This is a genomic window from Nocardia sp. NPDC055029 (genome assembly GCF_053608525.1).
Genome location: NZ_JBSGVQ010000001.1, coordinates 278,279 through 299,629, shown reverse-complemented (window position 1 = coordinate 299,629; position 21,351 = coordinate 278,279). Strand labels below are relative to the sequence as shown.

15 protein-coding genes are annotated in these 21,351 nt (G+C 65.4%); 10 read left to right on the top strand and 5 right to left on the bottom strand.

Features of this window, described 5'->3' with window-relative positions; genetic code table 11:
* The first annotated feature begins 76 nt into the window (after nucleotides 1-76).
* From ACWF9G_RS01060 to ACWF9G_RS01035, 6 genes are all read left to right on the top strand, one after another.
* On the top strand, nucleotides 77-1,297 hold the full coding sequence (locus ACWF9G_RS01060; protein ID WP_452512712.1) for a DUF7373 family lipoprotein: 1,221 nt from the start codon (nucleotides 77-79) through the stop codon (nucleotides 1,295-1,297).
* Between the two features lie 11 nt (nucleotides 1,298-1,308).
* Complete coding sequence (locus ACWF9G_RS01055; RefSeq protein WP_452512710.1) at nucleotides 1,309-2,526, top strand: DUF7373 family lipoprotein; 1,218 nt, start codon at nucleotides 1,309-1,311, stop codon at nucleotides 2,524-2,526.
* A 168-nt stretch (nucleotides 2,527-2,694) separates the two neighbouring features.
* Nucleotides 2,695-3,744, top strand: a complete 1,050-nt coding sequence (locus tag ACWF9G_RS01050) for a DUF7373 family lipoprotein (protein ID WP_452512708.1) — start codon at nucleotides 2,695-2,697, stop codon at nucleotides 3,742-3,744.
* 91 nt (nucleotides 3,745-3,835) lie between these two features.
* Entirely contained in the window at nucleotides 3,836-5,422 is a 1,587-nt protein-coding gene (locus tag ACWF9G_RS01045; RefSeq protein WP_452512706.1) for a serine/threonine protein kinase, read from the top strand.
* A 16-nt stretch (nucleotides 5,423-5,438) separates the two neighbouring features.
* Nucleotides 5,439-6,668: a DUF7373 family lipoprotein gene (locus tag ACWF9G_RS01040; RefSeq protein WP_452512704.1), complete on the top strand. Its 1,230-nt coding sequence runs from the start codon at nucleotides 5,439-5,441 to the stop codon at nucleotides 6,666-6,668.
* The gene (locus ACWF9G_RS01035) at nucleotides 6,665-7,843 is read left to right on the top strand and encodes a DUF7373 family lipoprotein (RefSeq protein WP_452512702.1); all 1,179 of its coding nucleotides are present in this window, start codon (nucleotides 6,665-6,667) and stop codon (nucleotides 7,841-7,843) included. Before ACWF9G_RS01040 ends, ACWF9G_RS01035 begins: the two co-directional genes overlap by 4 nt.
* Before the next feature lie 68 nt (nucleotides 7,844-7,911).
* On the opposite strand, the gene ACWF9G_RS01030 is transcribed toward ACWF9G_RS01035, so the two are convergent.
* From ACWF9G_RS01030 to eccCa, 4 genes are all read right to left on the bottom strand, one after another.
* Nucleotides 7,912-8,217 carry a WXG100 family type VII secretion target gene (locus ACWF9G_RS01030; protein WP_452512700.1) on the bottom strand — a complete coding sequence of 102 codons (306 nt, stop codon included), beginning with the start codon at nucleotides 8,215-8,217 and terminating at the stop codon, nucleotides 7,912-7,914.
* A 39-nt stretch (nucleotides 8,218-8,256) separates the two neighbouring features.
* A complete protein-coding gene (locus ACWF9G_RS01025; RefSeq protein WP_452512698.1) occupies nucleotides 8,257-8,574 on the bottom strand; it encodes a WXG100 family type VII secretion target in 318 nt (105 codons plus the stop codon).
* Between the two features lie 123 nt (nucleotides 8,575-8,697).
* Nucleotides 8,698-10,167 carry a type VII secretion-associated protein gene (locus tag ACWF9G_RS01020; protein WP_452512696.1) on the bottom strand — a complete coding sequence of 490 codons (1,470 nt, stop codon included), beginning with the start codon at nucleotides 10,165-10,167 and terminating at the stop codon, nucleotides 8,698-8,700.
* Nucleotides 10,164-14,198 carry a type VII secretion protein EccCa gene (eccCa, locus tag ACWF9G_RS01015; RefSeq protein ID WP_452512694.1) on the bottom strand — a complete coding sequence of 1,345 codons (4,035 nt, stop codon included), beginning with the start codon at nucleotides 14,196-14,198 and terminating at the stop codon, nucleotides 10,164-10,166. Before eccCa ends, ACWF9G_RS01020 begins: the two co-directional genes overlap by 4 nt.
* Before the next feature lie 185 nt (nucleotides 14,199-14,383).
* Here eccCa and eccD point away from each other — a divergent pair, with 185 nt between their 5' ends.
* The 3 genes from eccD to ACWF9G_RS01000 all read left to right on the top strand — a co-directional run bounded on the left by eccD (nucleotide 14,384) and on the right by ACWF9G_RS01000 (nucleotide 18,068).
* Entirely contained in the window at nucleotides 14,384-15,850 is a 1,467-nt protein-coding gene (gene eccD / locus ACWF9G_RS01010; protein WP_452512692.1) for a type VII secretion integral membrane protein EccD, read from the top strand.
* On the top strand, nucleotides 15,847-17,247 hold the full coding sequence (gene mycP / locus ACWF9G_RS01005) for a type VII secretion-associated serine protease mycosin (protein WP_452512690.1): 1,401 nt from the start codon (nucleotides 15,847-15,849) through the stop codon (nucleotides 17,245-17,247). The genes eccD and mycP overlap by 4 nt, the downstream gene beginning before the upstream one ends.
* A 62-nt stretch (nucleotides 17,248-17,309) precedes the next feature.
* Nucleotides 17,310-18,068 (top strand): potassium channel family protein, encoded by a 759-nt coding sequence (locus tag ACWF9G_RS01000; RefSeq protein ID WP_452512688.1) that lies wholly within the window; start codon nucleotides 17,310-17,312, stop codon nucleotides 18,066-18,068.
* Here ACWF9G_RS01000 and eccB read toward each other — a convergent pair.
* Nucleotides 18,065-19,555, bottom strand: a complete 1,491-nt coding sequence (gene eccB, locus ACWF9G_RS00995) for a type VII secretion protein EccB (RefSeq protein ID WP_452512686.1) — start codon at nucleotides 19,553-19,555, stop codon at nucleotides 18,065-18,067. The genes ACWF9G_RS01000 and eccB overlap by 4 nt on opposite strands.
* An 83-nt stretch (nucleotides 19,556-19,638) precedes the next feature.
* Between eccB and eccE the strand changes: the two genes are divergently transcribed.
* Nucleotides 19,639-21,282: a type VII secretion protein EccE gene (gene eccE / locus ACWF9G_RS00990; RefSeq protein ID WP_379307972.1), complete on the top strand. Its 1,644-nt coding sequence runs from the start codon at nucleotides 19,639-19,641 to the stop codon at nucleotides 21,280-21,282.
* The last annotated feature ends 69 nt before the right edge of the window (nucleotides 21,283-21,351 follow it).

The following is a 21,351-nucleotide window of genomic DNA, read 5'->3' as shown; positions in this document are numbered from 1 at the left end:
CCGGGGACGGGGTGGGCTGTGACTCGGACCGAGTCGGCCCACGATCGGATCAGTTAGTCAGTTGGAGGGGGAGAGCGTGAGGCTCAACCGTCATGCATCGATCACGCGCTTAGCGGTACTGACGGCAGTCGCCGTATTCGTCGCAGGGTGTGGATCGCAGGTCTCGGGCAGTGCCTCTCGGAGCGAACCGGACACTGCCGGTCTCGATTTCGGCAACTACCAGACCCAACCGCGCACGGTCGGCAACGCCAAGAGCCTGAACCAGGGGCGGGCCTGGGAGGCCCAGCGTCTCGCGGACTATGTGGCGATGCCGTTCGAGATCGACCCTGCCTATGTCTACGACAATCGCAAGGAAACGTTGGTCCACCCCACTCAGATCGTGCTGAATCGCAAGGGTCTGGGCAAGCTCATCATCAACGACACCTTCGACGAGGTCGCCGAAGATCTGGTCGCCGGCTGGCTGAACTCCTGGGCGACCGAGCCGACCGGAGGCAACCCCCGACGCAGCCTCAACCTCTCGGTCCTGATCTTCCCCGATGCCAAGACCGCCGAGACGGTCGCTCCGATCCTCGAGCACGACGACTTCACCTACAACAGCGACAACGAGAAGGTGTCGATCACCAAGTACCCGAAGACCTACGCGCACTGGCGGCCGTCGGTCTCCTCCATCGGCTCCTGGACGGTCCACGACCGCTACGTGATCTTCATGAAGCTCGACGACGAGACCCGCGCACCGGACCTGCCCTCGCTGCAGGCACAGGTCGAGCGAGCACTCGAGGTGCAGATTCCGCTGCTGGACAAATTCGTGCCGACCCCGTCGGACCAGCTCGAACGAGTACCCCTCGACCCGACCGGGCTACTCGGCCGAACTCTGCCTTCGGATGCGTCGGCACCGTCCCGGGCCCAGCCTGACGGATACTTCACCGGGCGCGGCGCGCTGAGCTTGTTCCTCGAGCCCGATGCCGAGTTGCTGAGCACCTTCACCGAGCACGGCATCGACTTGATCTCTTTCGGCGACACCGTCGTCTTCCGGTCCACCACTGCGGCGGGTGCGAAGAACCTGTTCACCGAGTGGAAAGCGCCGGACGAGGACGCCATCGAGGCGCCCGCTCCCGAGGAGCTGGGCGATGCGGTCGCCTGCCGAGCCATCACCTACGAGTCACAGGGCGAGGTGAAGACCGCCGATCACATCTGCTACCTCCAGGTCGACCGTTACGCCGTGCAGATTCGCGACAAGAACTTGCAGGATCTCCACCAGCAGGTTGCCGCGCAATACGTTCTGCTCACCCGCCGATGAGGATGCCCGACATGAAGAACACCCTGCGGCTGGCTGGGCTGCTCACGATTCTGATCGTCGGGTCCGGTTGTGCGGCACCTATTTCCGGCCAGGCGAAGCCCGGGATGACACCGGTCGACCTGGCAGCGCTCACAACCGGCGCGACCGTCACCGAGCCGACCACGTTCGAGTTGAAGTACTCCGACACGGCGAAAACGGTGAGATTGATCGAGGGGCGCCGCCTGCTCAACGTCCTCATCCCAACGATCGACGTCGACCCCGAACTGACGATGCGGGTCACCACCAGGGTGTTCGCCGATGGTACGGACATGTCGAAAGACGACGGCCTCCCTGAGACATTCAAGGCCGCGGTGAGCGACAACAACTTCATCGCCGGTGTCACCGCATCGCGGACGAACGGCAGCGTGCGAGACACCAAGGGCTTGCACCTGAGCGTGCTGCACTTCGCGACCGCGCAGGACAGCAAGAACGCGGCCGCTGCGATGTATCAGGTGAGCACGTCAGGCGAACGGCAGCCGGTAACGATTCCGGGATACCCCGAGGCCAACGGGTCGAGCAAGGACGGCACTGCGGTCAGCGCCTTCCAGTCGCACGGCCCCTTTATGATCGCGGTCAGCATGTCGCAGGAGACACCCGACTCCGCCGGCTTGGCCACCAAGATCAGGAAGACGCTCGACCTGCAGATTCCACCGCTCGACAAGTACCGGATCATCGCCCCCGACGATCTGCTCGATCTGCCGCTCGACCCCGACGGGATCATGCGCCGAGCGACAGGCAAGTCCCCGTCGGGCGACCCATACGGCATGAGCTACCACGAAGAAGACTTCGGCACCTTCGAGCCGTCGGGGATCCTGCACTTCGAACGAAATCCCGCCGAAGCCCGCACAGCCTTCGAGGAGGCCGGTGTCGACCTGATCGGCCGGCGCTTCAGCACGGTGTACCGGACTCGCGATGTCGAGTCCGCGTTCAAGCTGCAGAACGTCCTCGCCAAGCGCGGCAAGAGCGACTCCGAACTCGCCCCGCCGCCTGGTATCGCCGACGCCCAATGCCTGCGCCTGGAGGAATCGGACCCGAACCGTGGCTACAACGGGATCTGTGTCCTGGTGTACGACCGCTACGTTGCCGTCGTCATGTCGCTGGCGACCGTGTCGCGTGCGTCGCTGCAGGTCGACCCGATATTGCAGGAACGAACCGCCGCGCAGTACGCGATCCTGAAGAAGAGCGAGTAAACGATCATGCGAAAACTCCGCGTCAGCAGCGCAGTGGTAACGCTGGGAATCGCTTTGAGCGCCTGCGGTGGCGGTTCCGAGGCCGCGGCGCCCGCACCGGCTGTCGATGTCGCGAAGCTGGAATCCGGAAACTACCCGACGACAGCGGTCGACCTGTCGTCCTCGCGGGTGCCGACCTCGGGCGCCTTGCGCGAGGCGATCCGCATCGGCGCAGCGACTCCTGTTGCTTTCCAAGTGGATTCGCGATTCATCTTCGCGAACGGGTACTCCGGCGGTCGGCACATCACCCAAGCCGATTCACCGTACTTCGGTGGCGCTGGCATCGAAACCAAAGACTTCAATGCCACGATTCCGGGCGTCGTCGCGGGATGGGAAAGCTCGGCACAGCGCCGACAGGAACTCAACGCGGGGCGGGACGTCTCGACTATCACGCTCCGGTTCGAAACCGCCGACCAGGCGAAGTTCGCTGCTACCGAACTCTCGAACCGAACTCCCGGAACGGCCCACCAAATTCCCAGCTATTCCGATGCGCTGGTGAAACTGGACGCCAAGAAGGAACCGCTGCCGGTCCAGAACCTGCGGGCCTGGTTGGTCCACGGAGACATGCTGCTGTTCGTCCAGGTCGCCGACTGGATCGGTTTGCCCTACGATCCCACCGCCGATGCGGTTGTCACACAACGCTTCTTCGACAAGCAGATCGAGATGCTCCGGTCGTATACGCCCACGCCGCTGCGCGATATCGAGAAACTGCCGCTCGACACCGAGAATTTGCTGAGCCGCACTCTGCCGACCGAGGCGTCGAAGCGCCCGAGCAAGGGAACCAGTAGCTCCGCGGTCTACCCGACTCAGGCTGTCCTGCATCTCGAAGAGTTTCCCGCGGTGATCAATGCCGCTTACGCCGATGCCGGGATCGATTATGTGTCGTTCGACAGCGGATCGGTGTATCGCACCCGCGACGAGGCTGCCGCGAACAGATTCCGCGCAGCGCTCGACAACGAAACGCTCGGCGACGTGGACTACATGAAGGTCGACGGCCCGCCGAACCTGCCGGTCGTCCACTGCTTCACTGCGAAACCCGAAGTGAAATACGCCTCCGATGCGCCACCCACGTGTCACGGCGTGATCGGCCGATATGTGTTCGGTGTGTCCGGCACGAACTTGCAGGACGTGTACCAACGAGCCGCCGCCCAGTACAAGCTGCTCGTCGGGTTCAACTGACGATCGCGAGCACTGTGGGGTGCGCCAGCACCTGCTAGATTGCCCTGTTGGGACGTGCACTGCGGGGCGCGCGAAGGATGAGGAGACGCGAATGGCCTTGCGGCCCGGCGCAATTGTTGGTGGCTACCGAGTGATCAAGATTCTCGGCGCCGGTGGTATGGGCACCGTCTACCTCGCACAGAACCCCAGCCTGCCACGCCGGGACGCGCTCAAGGTGCTCAGCGGTGACCTGTCCACCGATCCCGAGTTCCGTGGGCGGTTCGAGCGGGAAGCCAATCTCGCTGCCGGCCTGGACCATCCCAATATCGTCGCGGTGTACAACCGCGGCGATGAGGACGGTCAGCTGTGGATCGCGATGCAGTACGTCGACGGCACGGATGCCTCCGCCGAGGTGGCCAAGGGCCCAGCGGCCATGCCACCGCGGCGCGCCCTGCGCATCATCGGTGAGGTCGGCAAGGGCCTCGACTACGCACACCGCCGGGGCCTGCTCCACCGCGACATCAAGCCGGCCAACTTCATGATCGCCGCAGCCGAGGACGACGACGAGGAACGCGTCCTGCTGACCGACTTCGGCGTCGCCAAGTCCGCCGACGATGGCCAAGACCTCACCGCCACCGGCAATTTCATGGCCACCGTCGCCTACGCGCCGCCCGAGCAGTTGATGGGCAGCAAGCTCGACCACCGCGCCGACATCTACAGCCTCGGCTGCTCGCTGTACAAGCTGCTCACCGGCCAGAACCCGTACCCCGCCACGGTGCCGGCCATGGTCATGATGGGCCATCTCCACGAACCCCCACCCCGGGTCACGGCGGTGCGCCCCGACCTCCCGCCCGCGATCGATCACGTGATCGCCAAGGTGATGGCCAAGGACCCGAGCCACCGCTACAACACCTGCCGCGAGTTCATCCAGGACGCCCACAACGCCCTCTTCGGCGCCCCCATGCAAGCCCCCGCGGCCCAGGGCTTCCACACCTCCCCCAGCACTCCGATCGCCAGCCCCATCACCGCCGCCACCGACGTCGTCTCCCCCCAATGGGGAACCGACCCCGGCCGCGCCATCGTCGGCTACCCGCCCCAGCCCGGAGGCGTCTCCGAAAGCGACATCCTCACCGCCCGCAACCCCAAGCCCTACCGCCCCAAGCGCGGCCGAAAAGTGCTGCTGACCAGCCTGATTGCGCTGGTTGTCGCGGCATTGGTTGGCACTGGCGTCTTCGTGCTGACCAGGCCCGACGGTGGAACCACCGGGGGCGACCCGATGGCACAGGTTCGTGCCGACCACCCTGAGTTCAGCGGAAAAACCATCACCGCCTACAACTTCGGCAATTCCACCCTCTCCGTGGTCCTCAACCCGAGTGACCAGTGGAAGTTCCTGCGCGACTTGGACTTCGACTACAACTCCGAGTTCAAAGCTGTCGGCAGCGAGAAGTCACCTCGCGCTTTGTCGGTCGGGGACTACAGCGTCAAGAGCAACACCGACGTCGTGATCGTGCTCCGCACAGACAGTCAAGCCGGCAATGGCGGATTTCGCGGACTGCCGTACTCGCTGACCAGCGGAAGTTCCAAGGTCGTCGTTATCGACGATCCGTCGACAGTCCAGGCCTTCCAGGTCTGGAGCGATCAATCACAAGGAATTCTCACCGAGAAGATGGTTCCCGCCATTTCGAAGGCGCTAAAGTAGAAAGTGGTGTTAACCGATGCCCGGCCAATCGTCATGGATAAGTGCAAAACTGCGCGCCGCATTGGCCATCGGATTACTTACCGTTAGCGCTGGATGTGGATCAGATCTCCGCGGAACGGCGGTACCCGGCGCCACGGAAGTCGACGCTGCCCTACTCCGCACTGGACCGTTCCAGACCGAACCCGTTTCCTATGAACTGAAGCCAGACATCAGAGGGCCAGAGAGAATTAGACTGATAGAAGGTCGACGGCTTCTGAACTTCCTCATCCACCCAATGGACATCGATTCAGATTTGATAGTCCCGAGCAAGACTCATATTTTCGGCGACCAAGATTCAGTTCCCAACGTTGGCGGATTGAATGACGAACAGACGAAGATCTTCAAAGACAGCCCCGAATTTGTAACGGGCGTCGCCGCCGGCCAATCAAACGGCAGCGTGCGCAGCCCCAAAACGATTGAAATCGCAATCCTCAGATTCATCTCCGAAAGCAAGAGCTCCGAAGTAGCTTCCGAGCTCGACCGGATTGCGATGGCGTCCACGCCACGGCACCGCATAGATATTCCCGGGCACCCCACTGCGAGATCGTCCTCGATCGACAACAAATCGATCGACTCTTGGCGACCACACGGTACTTATCTCGTCATGGTCAGCGTCAAGAACGCTGCGCAAGGCATCGATCAACTCACAGCATCGGCCAAGAAGGCCCTCGAAATGCAAACTCGGTCTATCGATAAGCAGAGCCCTGTCCCCTTGGACGACGTGCTCGACCAGCCTCTCGATCCCGAGAATATAGTGCGGCGCACTATGGACCATGACCCGCGCGATTCCTCCAGCTCAGAAGAAGACTACGGAATCTTCCAGAGCTCTGGAATGTTGCATTTCGAACGCAACCCGGTCGAGGCCCGTAGAAAATTCGAGGAAACCGGCGTCGACCTGATCGGCCGTCGTGCGAGTACGGTATATCGGACGAAGGATCTCGCGTCAGCCTTCCTATTGCAAACCTTCCTGGCCCGACAGGGAAAGGATGACGTTACCCTCGCGCCACCGCCGGGTATTGCAGATGCGCAATGCTTGCGCCTGGATCCCAGGGATCCCAGCAGGAACTATGACCTCATGTGCGCGGTAGTTTTCGATAGGTATGTCGCTGTCGTGACGGAATCCTCAACCAACACTACGGCCCAAGTCGATCATTCATTGCAGGAACGAACCGCCGCCCAGTACGCCATTCTAAAGAAATGCGGGTGACGAAATTGCGAAGAACCTTCGCCGTGACATTGGTAGCAGTCGCGGCTCTCCTGACCGGCGGCTGCGGTGATATCGAAGGCTCAACGCCATCGATCGACGTCAGCAAGCTGGATTCTGGCAACTACCCTACGCGACCAATTGATGCCACTCGAACCTCTCGATCGGGCTCAATTCAGGAATCGTTGAACATCGCCAACCATACGCCGATACCACTTGAGTACGACAATCGATACACATACGGATCGATCTTCGGATACAGGCAGCACGTTACCCCAGAAGAACCGCCATTCTTCGAGTACACCGGAATCAAGGAGAAGAGTTTCACCAGCGAAATACCAGGACTAGTTGCCGGATGGCGCTCATTTGGACAACGGCGTCCTTGGCCCAGCCTAGGGAGCTACCTGGAGACGTATACTCTCCGATTCGAAACGTCCGATCACGCCAGGGGGGCGGCGCAAACCCTTGTCACTCGCACACCCGGCGACCCTTACTCGATCACGGGCTACCCAGAGGCTCTGACAAAGATCACGCCTCAGGATCCACTTGGAGGCGCAAAGTTGCGCACCTGGCTCGTGCAGGGCGACATCTTGATCTACATGCAAATCAGCGATCCAGTGAGTCGGCCAGCCGACTATTTAGCATATTCGAGCGTCCCGAAGAAATATTTCGACAAGCAGATCGAGTTGTTGTCAAGCTATCGGCGAACTCCATTGTATGATATTGCTGCACTCCCAATCGATGTCGACGGAATGCTGAGCAGAACACTCCCCAGGGAAGGAAACGATGGCGACTCGGTAGTTTATCCAGCGCGCGCGGTCGTTTCGCGCACCAAACTTCCCGCAGCGACCAAGAGCGCCTTCGATGACGCGGGAGTGGACTACGTAGCGAACGGCAACACCTTAGTCTACCGCGCCCGCGATCACAAGGCCGCTGAACGACTTTCAGCCGCGTTCAGCAATGGAGCGCAAGATCTCACCGGACTAAAGCCAGCAGATCCGCCTCCAAATCTACCCACGGCAGTCTGCTATGAAGTCGACACAGCGGATCAGACATACAGCAATTTGACGCCACAGTGCCGAATTGTGGTCGATAGATACGTCGCAAGGATTACCGGCGCTAATCTACAAGATGCTTATCAACGGACGGCGGCTCAATACAAGCTGCTCGCGGGCTGACACGAATCCCACATAGAGAAGGCGGGTTCGAACTTCCGTCCGAACCCGCCTCTCGAAGAACCTGACGATCAGCCCTCGAGCATCCTGGCGAGTGCGACGTCGGTGGCCTTCATGTTATCGGCACCGGACAGCGTGGTCGCACCAATCTTCTGAAGACTTGCGTTCAGCGCCATCGACTGCTGCTGCCACTTCGTCTGCATAATCGTGAAGGCCGTCGAGCCCTCGCCTTCCGACCAGTTCTCCTCGATGAAGCGCTGGAACTCGTTCTCGTAATCCTGCAGCGCGGTGGTGATGCTCTGCGCTTGAGTCTGGAGCCCCGAGCCCGCGTCGTTGATCGCGGCGAAGTCGTACCTAATTGCACCAATGTCAGCCATTGCGAAACCTTTCGATTCTTGCGAAGTTGAATTCGACGATCAGGACATGTTCAGTTGCGGATCGCTGCTCTTGACGATCTGAGCGGCGTTGTCGACTTCCGCGTCGGTGATCTTCCCGGCGATCGACGCCACCGTGTCGGATGCGGTGTACAGAGCTTCGTTGAGGTTCTTGGCGTTCTGCAGGTACTCCTGCATCGACGACTGGAACGCCTTGCCCGCAGCACCCTGGAACGCCGGGCTGTTCACGTCGTTGGTATGACCCTCCGCGCGGGTAATCATCCCCTGAATATCGTCGTGCTTCGTCTTCATCCTGTCGGCGAAAACCCGGATCTCTTCAGGAGTTGCGTTAAAACCCATCTTCTGGCTCCTTCGTGGTCAACGGTGGACCAGACCCCCCTGCTGGCGATCTGAGCCCTTCACTTGGTTGGACGCACCATCGGTGCGTTCGGTTCCATCATCTTCGGAGAAAATTTCCGAAACCTACTGCGAGATCGACACTGATCGCATCACTTCCTCGCACGCAGTACTGACAGTCCCCCATCCTCCCGATCCGTGCTGGCAACCGACGTTGGTCTGGACGCCATGGTCGAGCAGGACGTACCACCTGACGACGGAACCGTCGCCAGGAAGCTCTTGGTAGCCGATCCCCCGGCGCCCAGCGAACACCACGTCGCGTTCGGGTGTACCGAACCGGCCTGGTTCGGCGCGAGCGATCCGCGCAGTGATGTCCCTTAGCACTTCATCATATCCAGCCTGGTCTGCAACAGTGTTGTACGTCACAGTAATTCGGCCGGGGGTGGCTGTCTGCGGAACGAGCGCAGCTCGCTCCGGGTTCTCGCCGGCGATGGTCCGCCAGCCCGCTGGAATGTCGAAGGCGACGCGGCCCATCGTGTGGCGGCGTGGCGCATCGGCAGGCGGGGTTGTCGATGGTTGCGCCGGAGTCGATGCCGCGGGCGTCCGGGTCGCGGGTGCGCTCGGGTCGGCGGGCGCGGTGGAACCTGCCGCTGTGGCCGCATCCGCACCGCTGCCCCTCGTGGTCGCCACTGCGACGACACCGGCCGTGATCACCGTTAGCAGTACCGCCACTGCCGCAACGATTTTGGCCGTTGCGACACGGGGTGACGGTGCTGTGGCGGCGGCGCGCTCGCGCAGGGTGCCGACCCACTCGGCGTTCTCGGCCGGGATCGGGCGCGTCCGCTGGTCGGTGAGACTGGATTGCGGCAGCAGCAGTGCCGTCAGTGCCAGCGGGTGCACCAGCGGCGTGGGCTGTGTGGTCCACGTCTGTGCGGCGAAGTCACGCAGGCGCTCCAGCAATGGCTCGTCATGCGGTCCGACGATGAGCACCGATGTCGGCCGGGAGCCGTCGACTACCTGTTTGATCATCTCCGTCAGGCGTTCGACCGCGACGTCGTTCCATTCGCCTGCGCCCAGGGTCGGTTCGTGCTCGCAGGCCGCGACCACGATCTGGTCTCGGGATCGATCGACCGCACTGACGGTGACATCCAGCGGCTCGATCTCCACGACAACCACGAGTTCCGAGGTCGCGAGGGACTGCCGCAGTCTGGCGACACGGACGGCGATCGACTCGAGGAGTACCGAGCCGGAGTACCTGCCGAAAGAATGCCCGAGGGCCGACCGTCGCACAGCCGACCACGAACTGGGGTGTGCGACACCGATTGTCGCGCCCGATGCGGACGGAGCCAAGCCGGCGATCACCTCGTCGGCTACTGCGTTCATGGCCGCGGCTGTCGGCATCGGGTTCGGTTCGAACCCGATCCACGCCGAGTCGGCCAGCGCCAGCGCCGACACCGACGGCTGCGTCGGTCCGACCGGCGCGCCGACCACGATCCCGTCCGGGACGGGCATCACCGTGGGGACGACATCCACGTGCCGGGCAGCGGTGCGCGCCAAGATGCGCGCATCGCTGACCACGACGTCGATGTCGGTCACAAAGCCGGCGACCATGCCAACTGCACCAGATCGATCGCGTTCCTCGTGACCAAGGTGCCTCGGCCGGGCGGCATCGCGCTGGCGCGCACGGTGCCGAACAGCTGACCTTCGTCCCGGCTACCGCTCATCACGAGACCGATGCACCCGACATCGCGCATCCGAGATACGACAGGCTCGTAGAGCGCCCGGGACGCACCGCCGGAACGGCGCGCGATGATCAGGTGGAAGCCGATGTCCTTGGCGTGCGGGATGAACTCGACCAGCGGCGAGAGCGGGTTGCCCGACGTGGTGACCACCAAGTCGTAGTCGTCGATGATCAGATACAGCTCCGGGCCCGTCCACCAGGAACGAGCACGCAGCTCCTGCTGGGTGATATTGGCCCCTGGCATCCGGGACTTCAGGATCCCGACAACCTGCTGGATGAACGGTGTGAGCACCTCCGACGAGGGCGCGTAGCCGGCGAGGTGATTGGTTTCGATGGTGCCCAACAGAGTTCGCCGGTAGTCGCCGAGGATGACCTTGGCCTGCGCCGGGGTATTCGACTCGACGATGCCCTGCACGATTCCCCTGAGCAGTGCCGTCTTGCCGCACTCACTGTCACCGAAGACCAGGAAGTGCGGCGTATCGGCCAGGTTGAGCATGACCGGTGCCAGCTCCGACTCGTTGACGCCGATAGGCACCTGCATGTTCGGCCGCGACCGGTCGAGCTCGGCAGGCCAGTTGCGCATCGCGCGCAGCAGATCTGCACGGTCCAGCTGGTCCGGCAGCGTCCGGGTGCCGGGCGCGGGGCGACCAGGAGTGCGCTGCGCGATCAGTTCGACCGCGTTGGCGACACCGACACTCAGGTCGAGCGGATCGGAGCTGCCGTCGACACGTGGCAGTGCCATCAGCATGTGCAGAGCATCCGGCGTGATACCGCGACCCGGACGGCCCTGTGGCACAAGTGAGGCGAACTTGCGGCCGATGTCGGAGTCCATCGGGTCACCGAGGCGGAGTTCGATGCGCGTGGCGATCTGGTCCTTCAGGGCTGGGCGCGCTTCCATCCACCGGGACAGTGCGATGACGACGTGGACGCCGTAGGAGAGTCCTTGCAGGGCAAGGTTGGTGATCTGCTGCTCGAGTGCCTCGTAGTCCTGGCGGATCGTGCCGAAGCCGTCGATGACGAGGAAGGCGTCGCCGTAGGGGTCGGCGTGGGCGCCTGCCGCGGCGGGGCTGCTGTTGGGGTCCATCGCACGCAGGCGGCGGTACTCCACCATGGACTCGATGCCCAGCTGGTGGAAGCGCTGTTCGCGCTGACGGACCAGGGTGCTCATCTCGGCGACCGTGCGCCGGACCTTGTCCGGGTCCAACCGGTTGGCGACCGAGCCGACGTGCGGCAGACCTTCCAGGCTGGACAGGGTGCCACCACCGAAGTCGAGGCAGTAGAACTGCACCTGCTCGGCGGTGTGGGTCATCGACATGGCCATCACCAGGGAGCGCAGTGCCGTCGACTTGCCCGACTGCGGGCCACCGACGATCGCCACATGGCCGCGCGAACCCGAGAGGTCCAGCATCATCGGGTCGCGGCGCTGGTCGTACGGCCGGTCGACGATGCCGATCGGTGCGCGCAGGGTAGCGGCGGCGGAGTACTCGCCCGTGATGATCGAGCGCGGGATCAGCTGGTCCAAAGTCGGGGCCTCGTCGAGTGGCGGCAGCCAGATCTCGTGGGCGGGGCGGCCGTGGCCGGTGATGCGGGAGACCAGCATGTTCAGGTTCGACATCTGGTCGCCGTCGTCGCTGGGGGACTCGGGCTCGTAGGTCGATTCGACCGGGACCGGGACGCGGTCGGCGGTGCGGAAGCCGACGTGGTTGGCGCTGAACGGGCGGGCGTTGACGTCGATTTCGCCGCCGACGATGCCTGCGCTGGTGACCTCGCGCTGGGGGCCGCCGCCGACGTAGGGGCCGGAGACGTAGGAGGCCTGGAAGCGCTGAATCTCGCCGGAGTCGGCCTTGAGGTAGCCGCCGCCGGGGGAGTTCGGGAGGTTGTAGGCGTCGGGGACGCCGAGGACCTGGCGGGACTCGTTGGCGGAGAAGGTCTTCAGGCCGATGCGGTAGGACAGGTGGGATTCGAGGCCCTTGAGCTTGCCCTCTTCCAGGCGCTGCGAGGCGAGCAGGAGGTGGACGTGCAGCGAGCGGCCGAGGCGGCCGATCATCACGAACAGTTCGGCGAAATCGGGGTGCTGGGTGAGGAGTTCGGAGAACTCGTCGAGCACGACGAACAGCGCGGGGAGCGGGTCGAGGTCGGCGCCGGCGGCGCGGGCCTTCTCGTATTCGGAGACGTTGGCGAAATTGCCTGCCTGGCGCAGGACTTCCTGGCGGCGGTTCATCTCGCCTGCCAGCGCGTCCTTCATACGGTCGACGAGGTCGGCCTCGTCTTCGAGGTTGGTGATGACCGCGGCGACGTGCGGGACGCCGTCGAGGCCGAGGAAGGTCGCACCACCCTTGAAGTCGACCAGGACCAGGTTGAGCTGGTCGGGCGAGTGGGTGGCGAGCAGGCTGAGCACGAGGGTGCGCAGGAACTCGGATTTACCGGAACCGGTTGCGCCGATGCACAGGCCGTGCGGGCCCATGCCGTTCTCGGCGGCTTCCTTGATGTCGAGTTCGACCGGGTTGCCGTCGGCACCGACACCGAACGCGACGCGCAGTCGTTCGCGACCGTAGCGCGGACGCCAGGCACTGGCGGGGTTGAAGTTGCCGATGTCGCCGAGGCTCATCAGCTGCGACCAGGTGGAGATGGTCTCGTTGTCGTCGGTCTCGACATCGCTGCTGCGCTGGGTGGCGGCGCGGTAGGGGGCCAGGCGGCGGGCGGCCTGCTGGGCCTGCTCGGCGCTGACGCGGTCGATGGTGGCGAAGCGTTCCTGGTTGCCCGTGGCGCCGCGGCCGAGGCATTCGCCGTCCTCGACGACCATCTTGATGCCGCGCGAAACAGCAAGGCGGGGTGCGTAATTGCACAGGTCGATGATGGTGACGCCCTCGAAGCCGGATTCGCGGAGCTGATCGTCCTCGGCTTCGAGCAGGCCGCCGTCGACGACGATCACGACGTGCACCAGGTTCGGGTTGTTCGGCTGGTTACGCGAGTAGCGCACGCGGTTGCCGAGCAGCGGGTGCAGGCTGCTCAGCGCTTCGCGGATGGAGCCGTAGAACATGCGCTGGGTGCCGATGCCGTCGGAGACCTCGGGGTGCTGGGTGTGCGGGAGCCACTTGGTCCACTCCCACTCGCGCGCGGTGTCGGGGCCGCAGACAACGGCGACGAGCACCTGGTCGGGGGCCTGGAACATGCACAGCTGCAACAGCATCGCGCGGGTCATGTCGCGTGCCTGGGCGCGGTCGCCGTCGAGGGCGATGGTGCCGAAACCCTTCACCGCGATGGCGGTGGGCAGGTCGGGAACCGTCGAATGCGCGCGGACGAAGCGGCGCAGCGAGACGGCGGCGATCGGTTCCAGTTCCTCGACCGGGCCGGTCTCGGGGGCGACCAGCCGGGTGGCCAGGCGCTGACCGCCGAGACCGATGCGGGCGTGGCAGAAGTCCTTGTCGCCGGAGCGGCGCTCCCACATGCGGCTGGTGCCCGCGAGCATCCAGATCAGGCCGGGCTCGGGGTGGCTCCACTCGACGGCGGCGCGTTGCTGTTTGGCGGTTTCGTCGACATCTTTGCGGACCTGGTCGAGGTAGCGCAGGTAGTCCTTGCGGTCCTCGTTGGCCTCGGCGGCCTTGGCGCCCTTGCCGCTTCCCTGGCCGAACATGGTGACCATCGACATGATCATCATCAGCGGGAACATCATCGACATCGGGTTGCGCATCATGTCGCCACCCTGCGTGAACATCAGCGCCATCATGCCGACCATGCCGACCACCATGACGACGGGCATCAGCTTCATCAGCAGGTTGCCCGGGGTGATCCGGGGGATCTCGGGCGGCGGCTGCAGCGTGACCTCGCCACCTGGCGTGCGCGGCATTTCGCGCCGCGCACGGCGCTGGAACCTGACTGTGCTCATGGTCGAAGACTCCCCCTGCTTGACTACTCGCTGCCTGTCCTCGCGACGGGCTCAGTGTAGAGGTCGCGGCCGACATGTCGTATGGTTCGTCAGGCATTCTGCTGTCCGAACGGTGAGTTCCGCAAACTGTCGATCGTCTGAGCGGTCGAGCGGAAACACGAGGTAGAGACGGAGTTGGGGGAGTTTTGACGCACGCGCGACTCGATCATCTTGAAGAGGATTCCGCGCGCGGCATCGTTCGCGCACCGGACCTGGCCCGGGTGACGATTCTGGCCAAGCACACGCAGGTCGACATGGCGATTCCGGTCGATGTGCCGGTCGCGCTCGTCATTCCGAGCGTGGTCGACATGGTCGCTCAGCACAGCCGGTCCAATGATTTCGACAACGACGGCGAGCGCTACGAGCCCGCCGAATGGGTGCTCGCCCGGATCGGCCACCCCCCGTTCTCGAACTCCCTCAGCCTCGGTGAGCACGGCGTCCGTGACGGCGAACTCCTCATGCTGGAGAGCGCCTCGCACACCGCGCCGACGCCGCTGTTCGACGACATCATGTACAACGTCGCGATCGCCGACGCCGAGCACTACCGGAGCTGGACGCCGAAGACGGCGCGCATCACCGGTTCTGTGCTCGCCGCGATCACGATGCTGGTCGGCTGCTTCGGCCTGCTCGCCGCGCCGGACGCGTTGCCGTTCTGGGTGACCGGCTCGCTCGCGCTGTTCGTCGCCATCCTGTGTGTCGTCGCGGGCACGGTGCTCAGCCGCATGTACGGCGACACCTCCGCCGCGCTGGTCCTCGGCGGCTGCGCGCTGCCGACCGCGTTCACCGGCGGGATGCTGCTGGTCCCCGACCATTACGGCTGGGCCCATCTGCTGCTCGGTTCGACGCTGTTCGGCGCGACCGCGGTGCTGGCCTGGCGCGTCACCGGCGTCGGTCTCGCCCTGTTCATCGGCGCCGCAACGGTATCGGTGTTCGTCATTCCCGCGGCGATCGTCGGGTTGCTCACCGATCAGCCGGTCAAGGCCATCGGCGCGGTCGTCGCCGCGGTCGCGCTGGCCGGGCTGTCGCTGTCGCCGCGCGTGTCCATGCTGCTGGCGAAGCTGCCGCTGCCACCGGTGCCCTCCCCCGGCACCCCGATCGACCCGACCGAGGACGACCCGGACGACCACCGCGCCCTGCCGACCCTCGACGCGCTGCGCGCCAGGTCGGAGCGGGCCCGCAACTACCTCGCCGGCCTGGTCACCGCGACCACGCTGGTCACCGTCGTCGGCGCGCTGCTCGCGATCGACGCCGGCGCCGACGACGCCTACTGGCCCGGTATCGCGCTCGCGCTGGTCTGCGCGGCCGTGCTGATGTTCCGCAGCCGCACCTACGCGGGCGCCGAGCAGGCGATCGTGCTGATCGCGGGCGGCGCGGCGATCGTGCTGATCATGCTGATCGGCGTCTCGCTCGAAATGCGCCAGCCGCTGGTCGTTTTCGGTGCCGCGCTGGCCATCCTGATCGCCGCGCTGGTGATCGGCCTGATCGTGCCGAACCAGTCGGCGACACCGCCGATGCGCCGGGCCGTCGAACTGCTCGAGTACGCGTTCGTCGCCGCGGTGCTGCCGCTGGTGTTCTGGGTCGCCGAGCTCTACTCCCTCGTCCGCGGGCTGTGAACGCGAGCCTGCGCCTCGCGGCGGCGGCCGTGGCGCTCGGTGTCGGCGCGTCGTTCGGGCTCGGGGCCGCACCGGCTTCGGCCGAGCGTCCGCCCGCGGCCGATCCAGCGAACCTGCCCGCCGGTGATCCGGCCGCGCCGCCCGAGAAAACCGAAGTCGGGTCGAACGCGGTGTGCACCACCGTGGCGACCGGCGGCGACGGCGCCGCCGTGCCGGATGCGCAACGCTCGCTCGATCTGACCCGTGCCTGGGAGTTCTCCCGCGGCGCAGGCCAATTGATCGCGGTGATCGACACCGGGGTGAGCAGGCACGACCGGCTGCCCGACATGATCGCCGGCGGTGACTACGTCGCCAATTCCGGTGACGGCGCCGAGGATTGCGATGCGCACGGCACCTTCGTGGCCGGGTTGATCGCGGCGACGCAGATCCCCGGACAGGGTTTCGCCGGGGTCGCGCCCGAGGCACGCATCCTCACCATCCGGCAGACCAGCAAGATGTATCAGAAGGAGGGGGCCAACCGGAACAAGGCTCCCGAGGAGATGCCCGACGGCTACGGCAACCTGAACACCATGGCCTCGGCCATCCGGCGCGCCGCCGATATGGGCGCGAGCGTCATCAATGTCTCCGAGGTGTGGTGCGGCACCAACAAGGGCGTCAACGACAGTGCCGTCGGGGCGGCGTTGCAGTACGCGGTCGAGGTGAAGAACGCGGTTCCTGTTGTCGCCGCGGGTAATTCGGATACCTGCAAGACCGCGAACACCGTGATCGACCCGCTCGAACCGAACGCGGACCCGTGGACGAAGACCGCGATGATGGTCAGCCCGGCCCGCTGGGACGACTATGTGCTCGCCGTCGGCTCGATCGACGCGAACGGCGCGCCGTCGAAGTTCACGGTCGCCGGACCGTGGCTCAGTGTCGCGGCGCCAGGCGAGAACATGACCTCACTGAGCCCGCGTGGCGCCGGGACCGCGACCGGGACGGTCAATCAGCAGGGCGCGACCGCCGCGATCAGCGGAACCAGTTTCGCGACGCCGCTGGTGTCCGGGGTGGTCGCGCTTGTCCGCGCGCGTTTCCCCGAACTCAGCGCCAAAGAGGTGATGAAGCGGGTCCAGGCGACAGCGCACGCGCCTGCCGAGGGCTGGAATCAGTACATCGGCTACGGCAGCGTAGATCCGATCGCCGCGCTCACCGCCGAGGTCACCGGATCGCTGCCGCCGAAGCGGCCGTCGCCTTCCAAGCAGGTGCAGCTCGCGGTGCCCGCACCGGCGCCCGTTCCGGACAACACCGCCCGGAATGTGGGGTTGATCGGCGCGGGCACCGTCGGCCTGCTGTTCGTGCTCGGCATGCTCGCGTCCTACCCGATCCGCCGCCGGTTCGGAGTACGCGAAGACACCTGAGTTCGCGGGGCGGCGGACGCGGTACCGTCCTCGGGTACACACCCGTCGAACCAGGTAGCCGCATGGATCCGTTGACCACTGACCGCCCGCCGACCCACAGGCAGCGGTGGGAACGCGCGACCAATCTGCCGCTGATGGTGCTGGCCGTGCTGTTCCTGCTGCTGTACGCCTGGCGGGTGCTCGACACCGATGCCTCGCCGACGCTGGATTCCGGTCTGCTGTGGGCCGATATCGGCATCTGGGCGGTCTTCGCGGTGGACTTCGCGGTCCGGCTGCGCTTGTCCACGAATCGCGCGCGGTTCGTCCGCAAGCATCCGCTGGACCTGCTCGTCGTGTTGGTGCCGCCGTTTCGCCCGCTGCGTCTGGTGCGCGCCGCGCTGCTGCTGCTCGACACCCTCAACCGGGCGACGAAACCACGTACGCGGCTGGTCACTTTCGTCGCCACCAGTTCGCTGCTGATCCTGCTGCTGTCGAGCCTGGCGTTCTTCGACGCCGAGTACGGCGCACCCGAGAGCAAGATCAAGACCTTCGGCGATGCCCTGTGGTGGTCGGCGGTCTCGGTGACGACCGTCGGCTACGGCGACGTCTACCCGGTGACCACCGAGGGCAGGCTGGTGTCGCTGGTTTTGATGACCCTCGGCATCGGCCTGATCTCGTTCGCCATCGGCACGATGACCAGCTGGGTCGTCGAACAGCTCAAGACGGTCGACGACACGGCCGATCGCGCCGAGCGGACCCTCGCCGAACTGGTCGCCGAGGTCCGCTCGCTGCGCACCGAGGTGGCCGAACTCCGCGAGCGGTCGCAGGCTCCGCCCGGCTAGTTGGCGGCGGGGTTGACCGTCGCGACCGGCTGCTTGGCCGGCGACGGGTCGGGCGCGATGCCGTCGTGCGCGACCATGGCGTCCTCGCGGCCGAGGCTCGGACCACCCGCGAGCAGACCGACGATCGGCCACGGCGCTGGTTCGGCCTTCACCTTCTCCAGCCCGAGTGCCTTGGCCGCGTCGGCGTTCTTGATGCCGAAACGGACGCCGGTGTCGGCGATGTAGAACAGGCTGTCCTTGCGACGGCTGTCGGGTTCGATCCCGGTGGTCTGGACGTAGGCGCCGGTGGCGGGCGGGATGTAGACGGAGTCGGCGTTGGCCTTGGACCCGTCGGCCTGGGCCAGGTTGACCAGCTTGGCATTGTCCGGGATGGGCAGCGCGATACCGGTGAGCACGGAGAGTTCGGCGCGGGCGGTGCCGTCGGCGTTGTCGGTGGCGCCCGCGATCGGCTTCCAGGTCAGGCAGCTGACGGGCTGGTCCTTGGCGGTCACCAGGGTCGGCCGGTCCTTCGGGTACGACCCCACCTTCAGCGCGCTCGAGACGTTCGCGTAGGTGTGCTCGGTCGACTGGATGGTCGTTCCAGTCATGTTGGTGTTGTACGAGTTCCGGATGATCTGCGCGGTCAGCGCGGTGACCGGCTGGAGTCCGTCCTGCAACACCACATAGTCCTGGTTCGCCGAGTTGAACACCTGGACGACGTCACCGATCTTGTGCCCGCTGACGCTGTAGGACGGGGTGCCGCCGGGGTTGTCGATGGTCGGCGAGATGATCGGCAGCACTTCGGGGATCGCGTTGAGCAGGCCCTCACCGATCGGTCGCGGTGTCTCGCCGACGATTCCGAGTGCCTTGGTGACGGCGGGATCGGTCAGGTTCACCCTGGCGCGTTTGCCCTCGTAGACAAGGTATGCGGAGTCCTTGCCCTGCACCAGCAGCGCCTTGCTGACGTCCAGCACCGAAGCCTTCGAGCCGAGATCGGGCGAACCGGCCAGGACCGAGGTGGTCAGGTCCTTGCTGCCGTCGGCCTTGAGCTGGTCGCATACCGACCACTGCCTGCCCTTGCCGTCCTTGTCGTACATGATCGACGACGGCGCACCCGGGATACCGATCAGCTGACCGCGCGGCTTCTTGCCGAGCTCGGATTCCTTGACGATCACGGCCTTCGACGCCTCACCGGCGGCGAGCCGGGCCGAGGCCAGGTTGAGCGCGGGGTGCACGACGTTCTCGATGACGACATAGACGCCGCCGGATTCCTTGCCGATCAGGATCTTGCTGTCGCCGATCTTGTCCTGCGGACGCAACAGCGCGAGGATGCCGCAACCGGCAAGGACGACCAGGCCGAGCACCAAACCGACCGCGTACGCACGGGTCTGGGCACGCATCGGATCGTGCAGCATGCGCACGTCCCGGCGCACCAGGGCGTGCTCCATCCGCCGCACCAGGAAGCGGTAACCGCTGACCTGCCAGCGTGTAGTGGGTTTTGAAGGCATGGTTCCTCCCCCGAACAGTGCTCTCGTCCGGGCAACACAGTACAGTTCCCGGCAGCACTTGTTCACATTCGGGGGAGGAACCAATGGCCGAGTTCACTGGTGCGGGTCCGCGTCCACTGTTCGGTCGCATCACGTTGCCGCACCTGCTCATCGCGCAGGTGCTCGGCTTGACCGCAGGACTCCTCACGCTGGTGTGCGGCCTCGGTCCCTTCCCCGCGCTCGGCATCGCCGTCGTCGTCGCGCTGGTGCCGCTGATCCCGATCGGCAAGCGGACTCTCCTCGACTGGCTGAGCACCATCCGCCGCTATACGAGCAAGCGCGACTACACCCTCGGCGACACCGTCGACTTCCGTGACACCGACGGCCGTTCGCTCGGCCTGTATTGGGACGGCAGTCGCGTGGTCACCGTGGTCGAGGTGCTGCCGCCCAAGGGCGGGCTGACCAGGATCGCCCGCAACGCCGTGCACGCCTCCCACCTGCTCCCCCTGCCCGAGCTGGCCGCCTGCCTCAACCAGCACGACATCCTGCTCAGCGGCATCGATATCATCAGCCACGGCCACCGCAGCCGCTCCGGCACGCCCGCGGGCGCGATCTACGAATCGCTGCTCGGCCCGTTGCCCGCCACCGCGCATCGCACGGTCTGGCTCGCGATCAGCTTCGACGCGGTGGCCTGCCCCGATGCGACGGCCCGGCGCGGCGGCGGCACCGACGGCGCTTCGCGCGCGGTCACCATCGCGACTCAGCGCATCATGCGCACGCTCGAGGACGCCGACTGCAGCGCCCGTATTCTCACCGCGCCCGAAATCCGCAAGGCCGTGCAGCAGATCACCGCGGGCCTCGATCCCCGCACGCTCACCCAGCGGTGGAAGTACGCCGAGATCGGCAACACGGTCAATATCGGCGGCGCGGTCGACCCCAAGCAGCTCGGTTCGGATCTGCTCGCGCAGCTGTGGGTCGCGCCCTCGCGCGGCACCACCGTCGCCGTGCGGCTGCGTCCCGGTAGCGACGCCGAATCGGTGAGCGTCGGCGCCGCTTGGCGATTGACCGCCCGTGAGCTGCCGGAGAAGTCGTCGAGCAAGGGCATGGTGTCGATGAACGGCAGGCACCGGGACGCGCTGCTCGCGCATCTGCCGATCGCGGTGCCCGGCGTGGACGACACCGTGCCGACCACCGAGTATCCGATCGATGTCATCGGGGCGCTGCACTTGCCGTCGGCGGGCTGCGGTCAGCTGCTCGGTTCCGACGACGAGGGCAACGGTGTCGCCGCCAGGATCATCGGTGCCGGTATCTCCTCGGTCTATGTGGCGGGCGAGCTGTATCTGGCCCAGCAGCTGGTGTTCCGCGCGCTCGCGGTCGGCGAGCGGGTGCTCGTGCGGACCGACCGGGCGCAGGCCTGGGAGCAACTGGTGAGCACCGTCGGTAACCCGGAGCGGCTGACGATCGCGGTCGAAACACACCAGTCCGACGCGGGTTTCACCGCCACCGTCGTCGACGGAGTGCTGGCGCCCGCTCCGCACGCCGGTGTCACCACGATCTATCTGACCGGCGATCCCAACGGCTGGCCCGCTTCCCGTCCCGATCTGGAGATCTACCAGCCGGGCGCGATCGGCAACCGGGTGGTGCTGCGGACCGGAACGACCAGGGTCAACCTCACCCTGGTGTCGATCCCGCGTGAGGCGACCTACATCGGCCAGCCGCGCGGTCAGCGCTCGATGGCGAACGCCTGACCGGTCGGCATTTTCGTGCAATTCGCCGCCGTGGAGTCAGAAAACTGACCGGCAGCGACCGGATTGCAC

What these genes read in the sequence shown, in the direction of transcription:
- ACWF9G_RS01055 (WP_452512710.1), top strand. Translation starts at nt 1,309, where the DNA reads ATGAAGAACACCCTGCGGCTGGCTGGGCTGCTCACGATTCTGATCGTC.
- ACWF9G_RS01045 (WP_452512706.1), top strand. Translation starts at nt 3,836, where the DNA reads ATGGCCTTGCGGCCCGGCGCAATTGTTGGTGGCTACCGAGTGATCAAG.
- ACWF9G_RS01040 (WP_452512704.1), top strand. Translation starts at nt 5,439, where the DNA reads ATGCCCGGCCAATCGTCATGGATAAGTGCAAAACTGCGCGCCGCATTG.
- ACWF9G_RS01030 (WP_452512700.1), bottom strand. Translation starts at nt 8,217, where the DNA reads ATGGCTGACATTGGTGCAATTAGGTACGACTTCGCCGCGATCAACGAC.
- ACWF9G_RS01025 (WP_452512698.1), bottom strand. Translation starts at nt 8,574, where the DNA reads ATGGGTTTTAACGCAACTCCTGAAGAGATCCGGGTTTTCGCCGACAGG.
- eccCa (WP_452512694.1), bottom strand. Translation starts at nt 14,198, where the DNA reads ATGAGCACAGTCAGGTTCCAGCGCCGTGCGCGGCGCGAAATGCCGCGC.
- ACWF9G_RS01000 (WP_452512688.1), top strand. Translation starts at nt 17,310, where the DNA reads ATGGATCCGTTGACCACTGACCGCCCGCCGACCCACAGGCAGCGGTGG.
- eccB (WP_452512686.1), bottom strand. Translation starts at nt 19,555, where the DNA reads ATGCCTTCAAAACCCACTACACGCTGGCAGGTCAGCGGTTACCGCTTC.
- eccE (WP_379307972.1), top strand. Translation starts at nt 19,639, where the DNA reads ATGGCCGAGTTCACTGGTGCGGGTCCGCGTCCACTGTTCGGTCGCATC.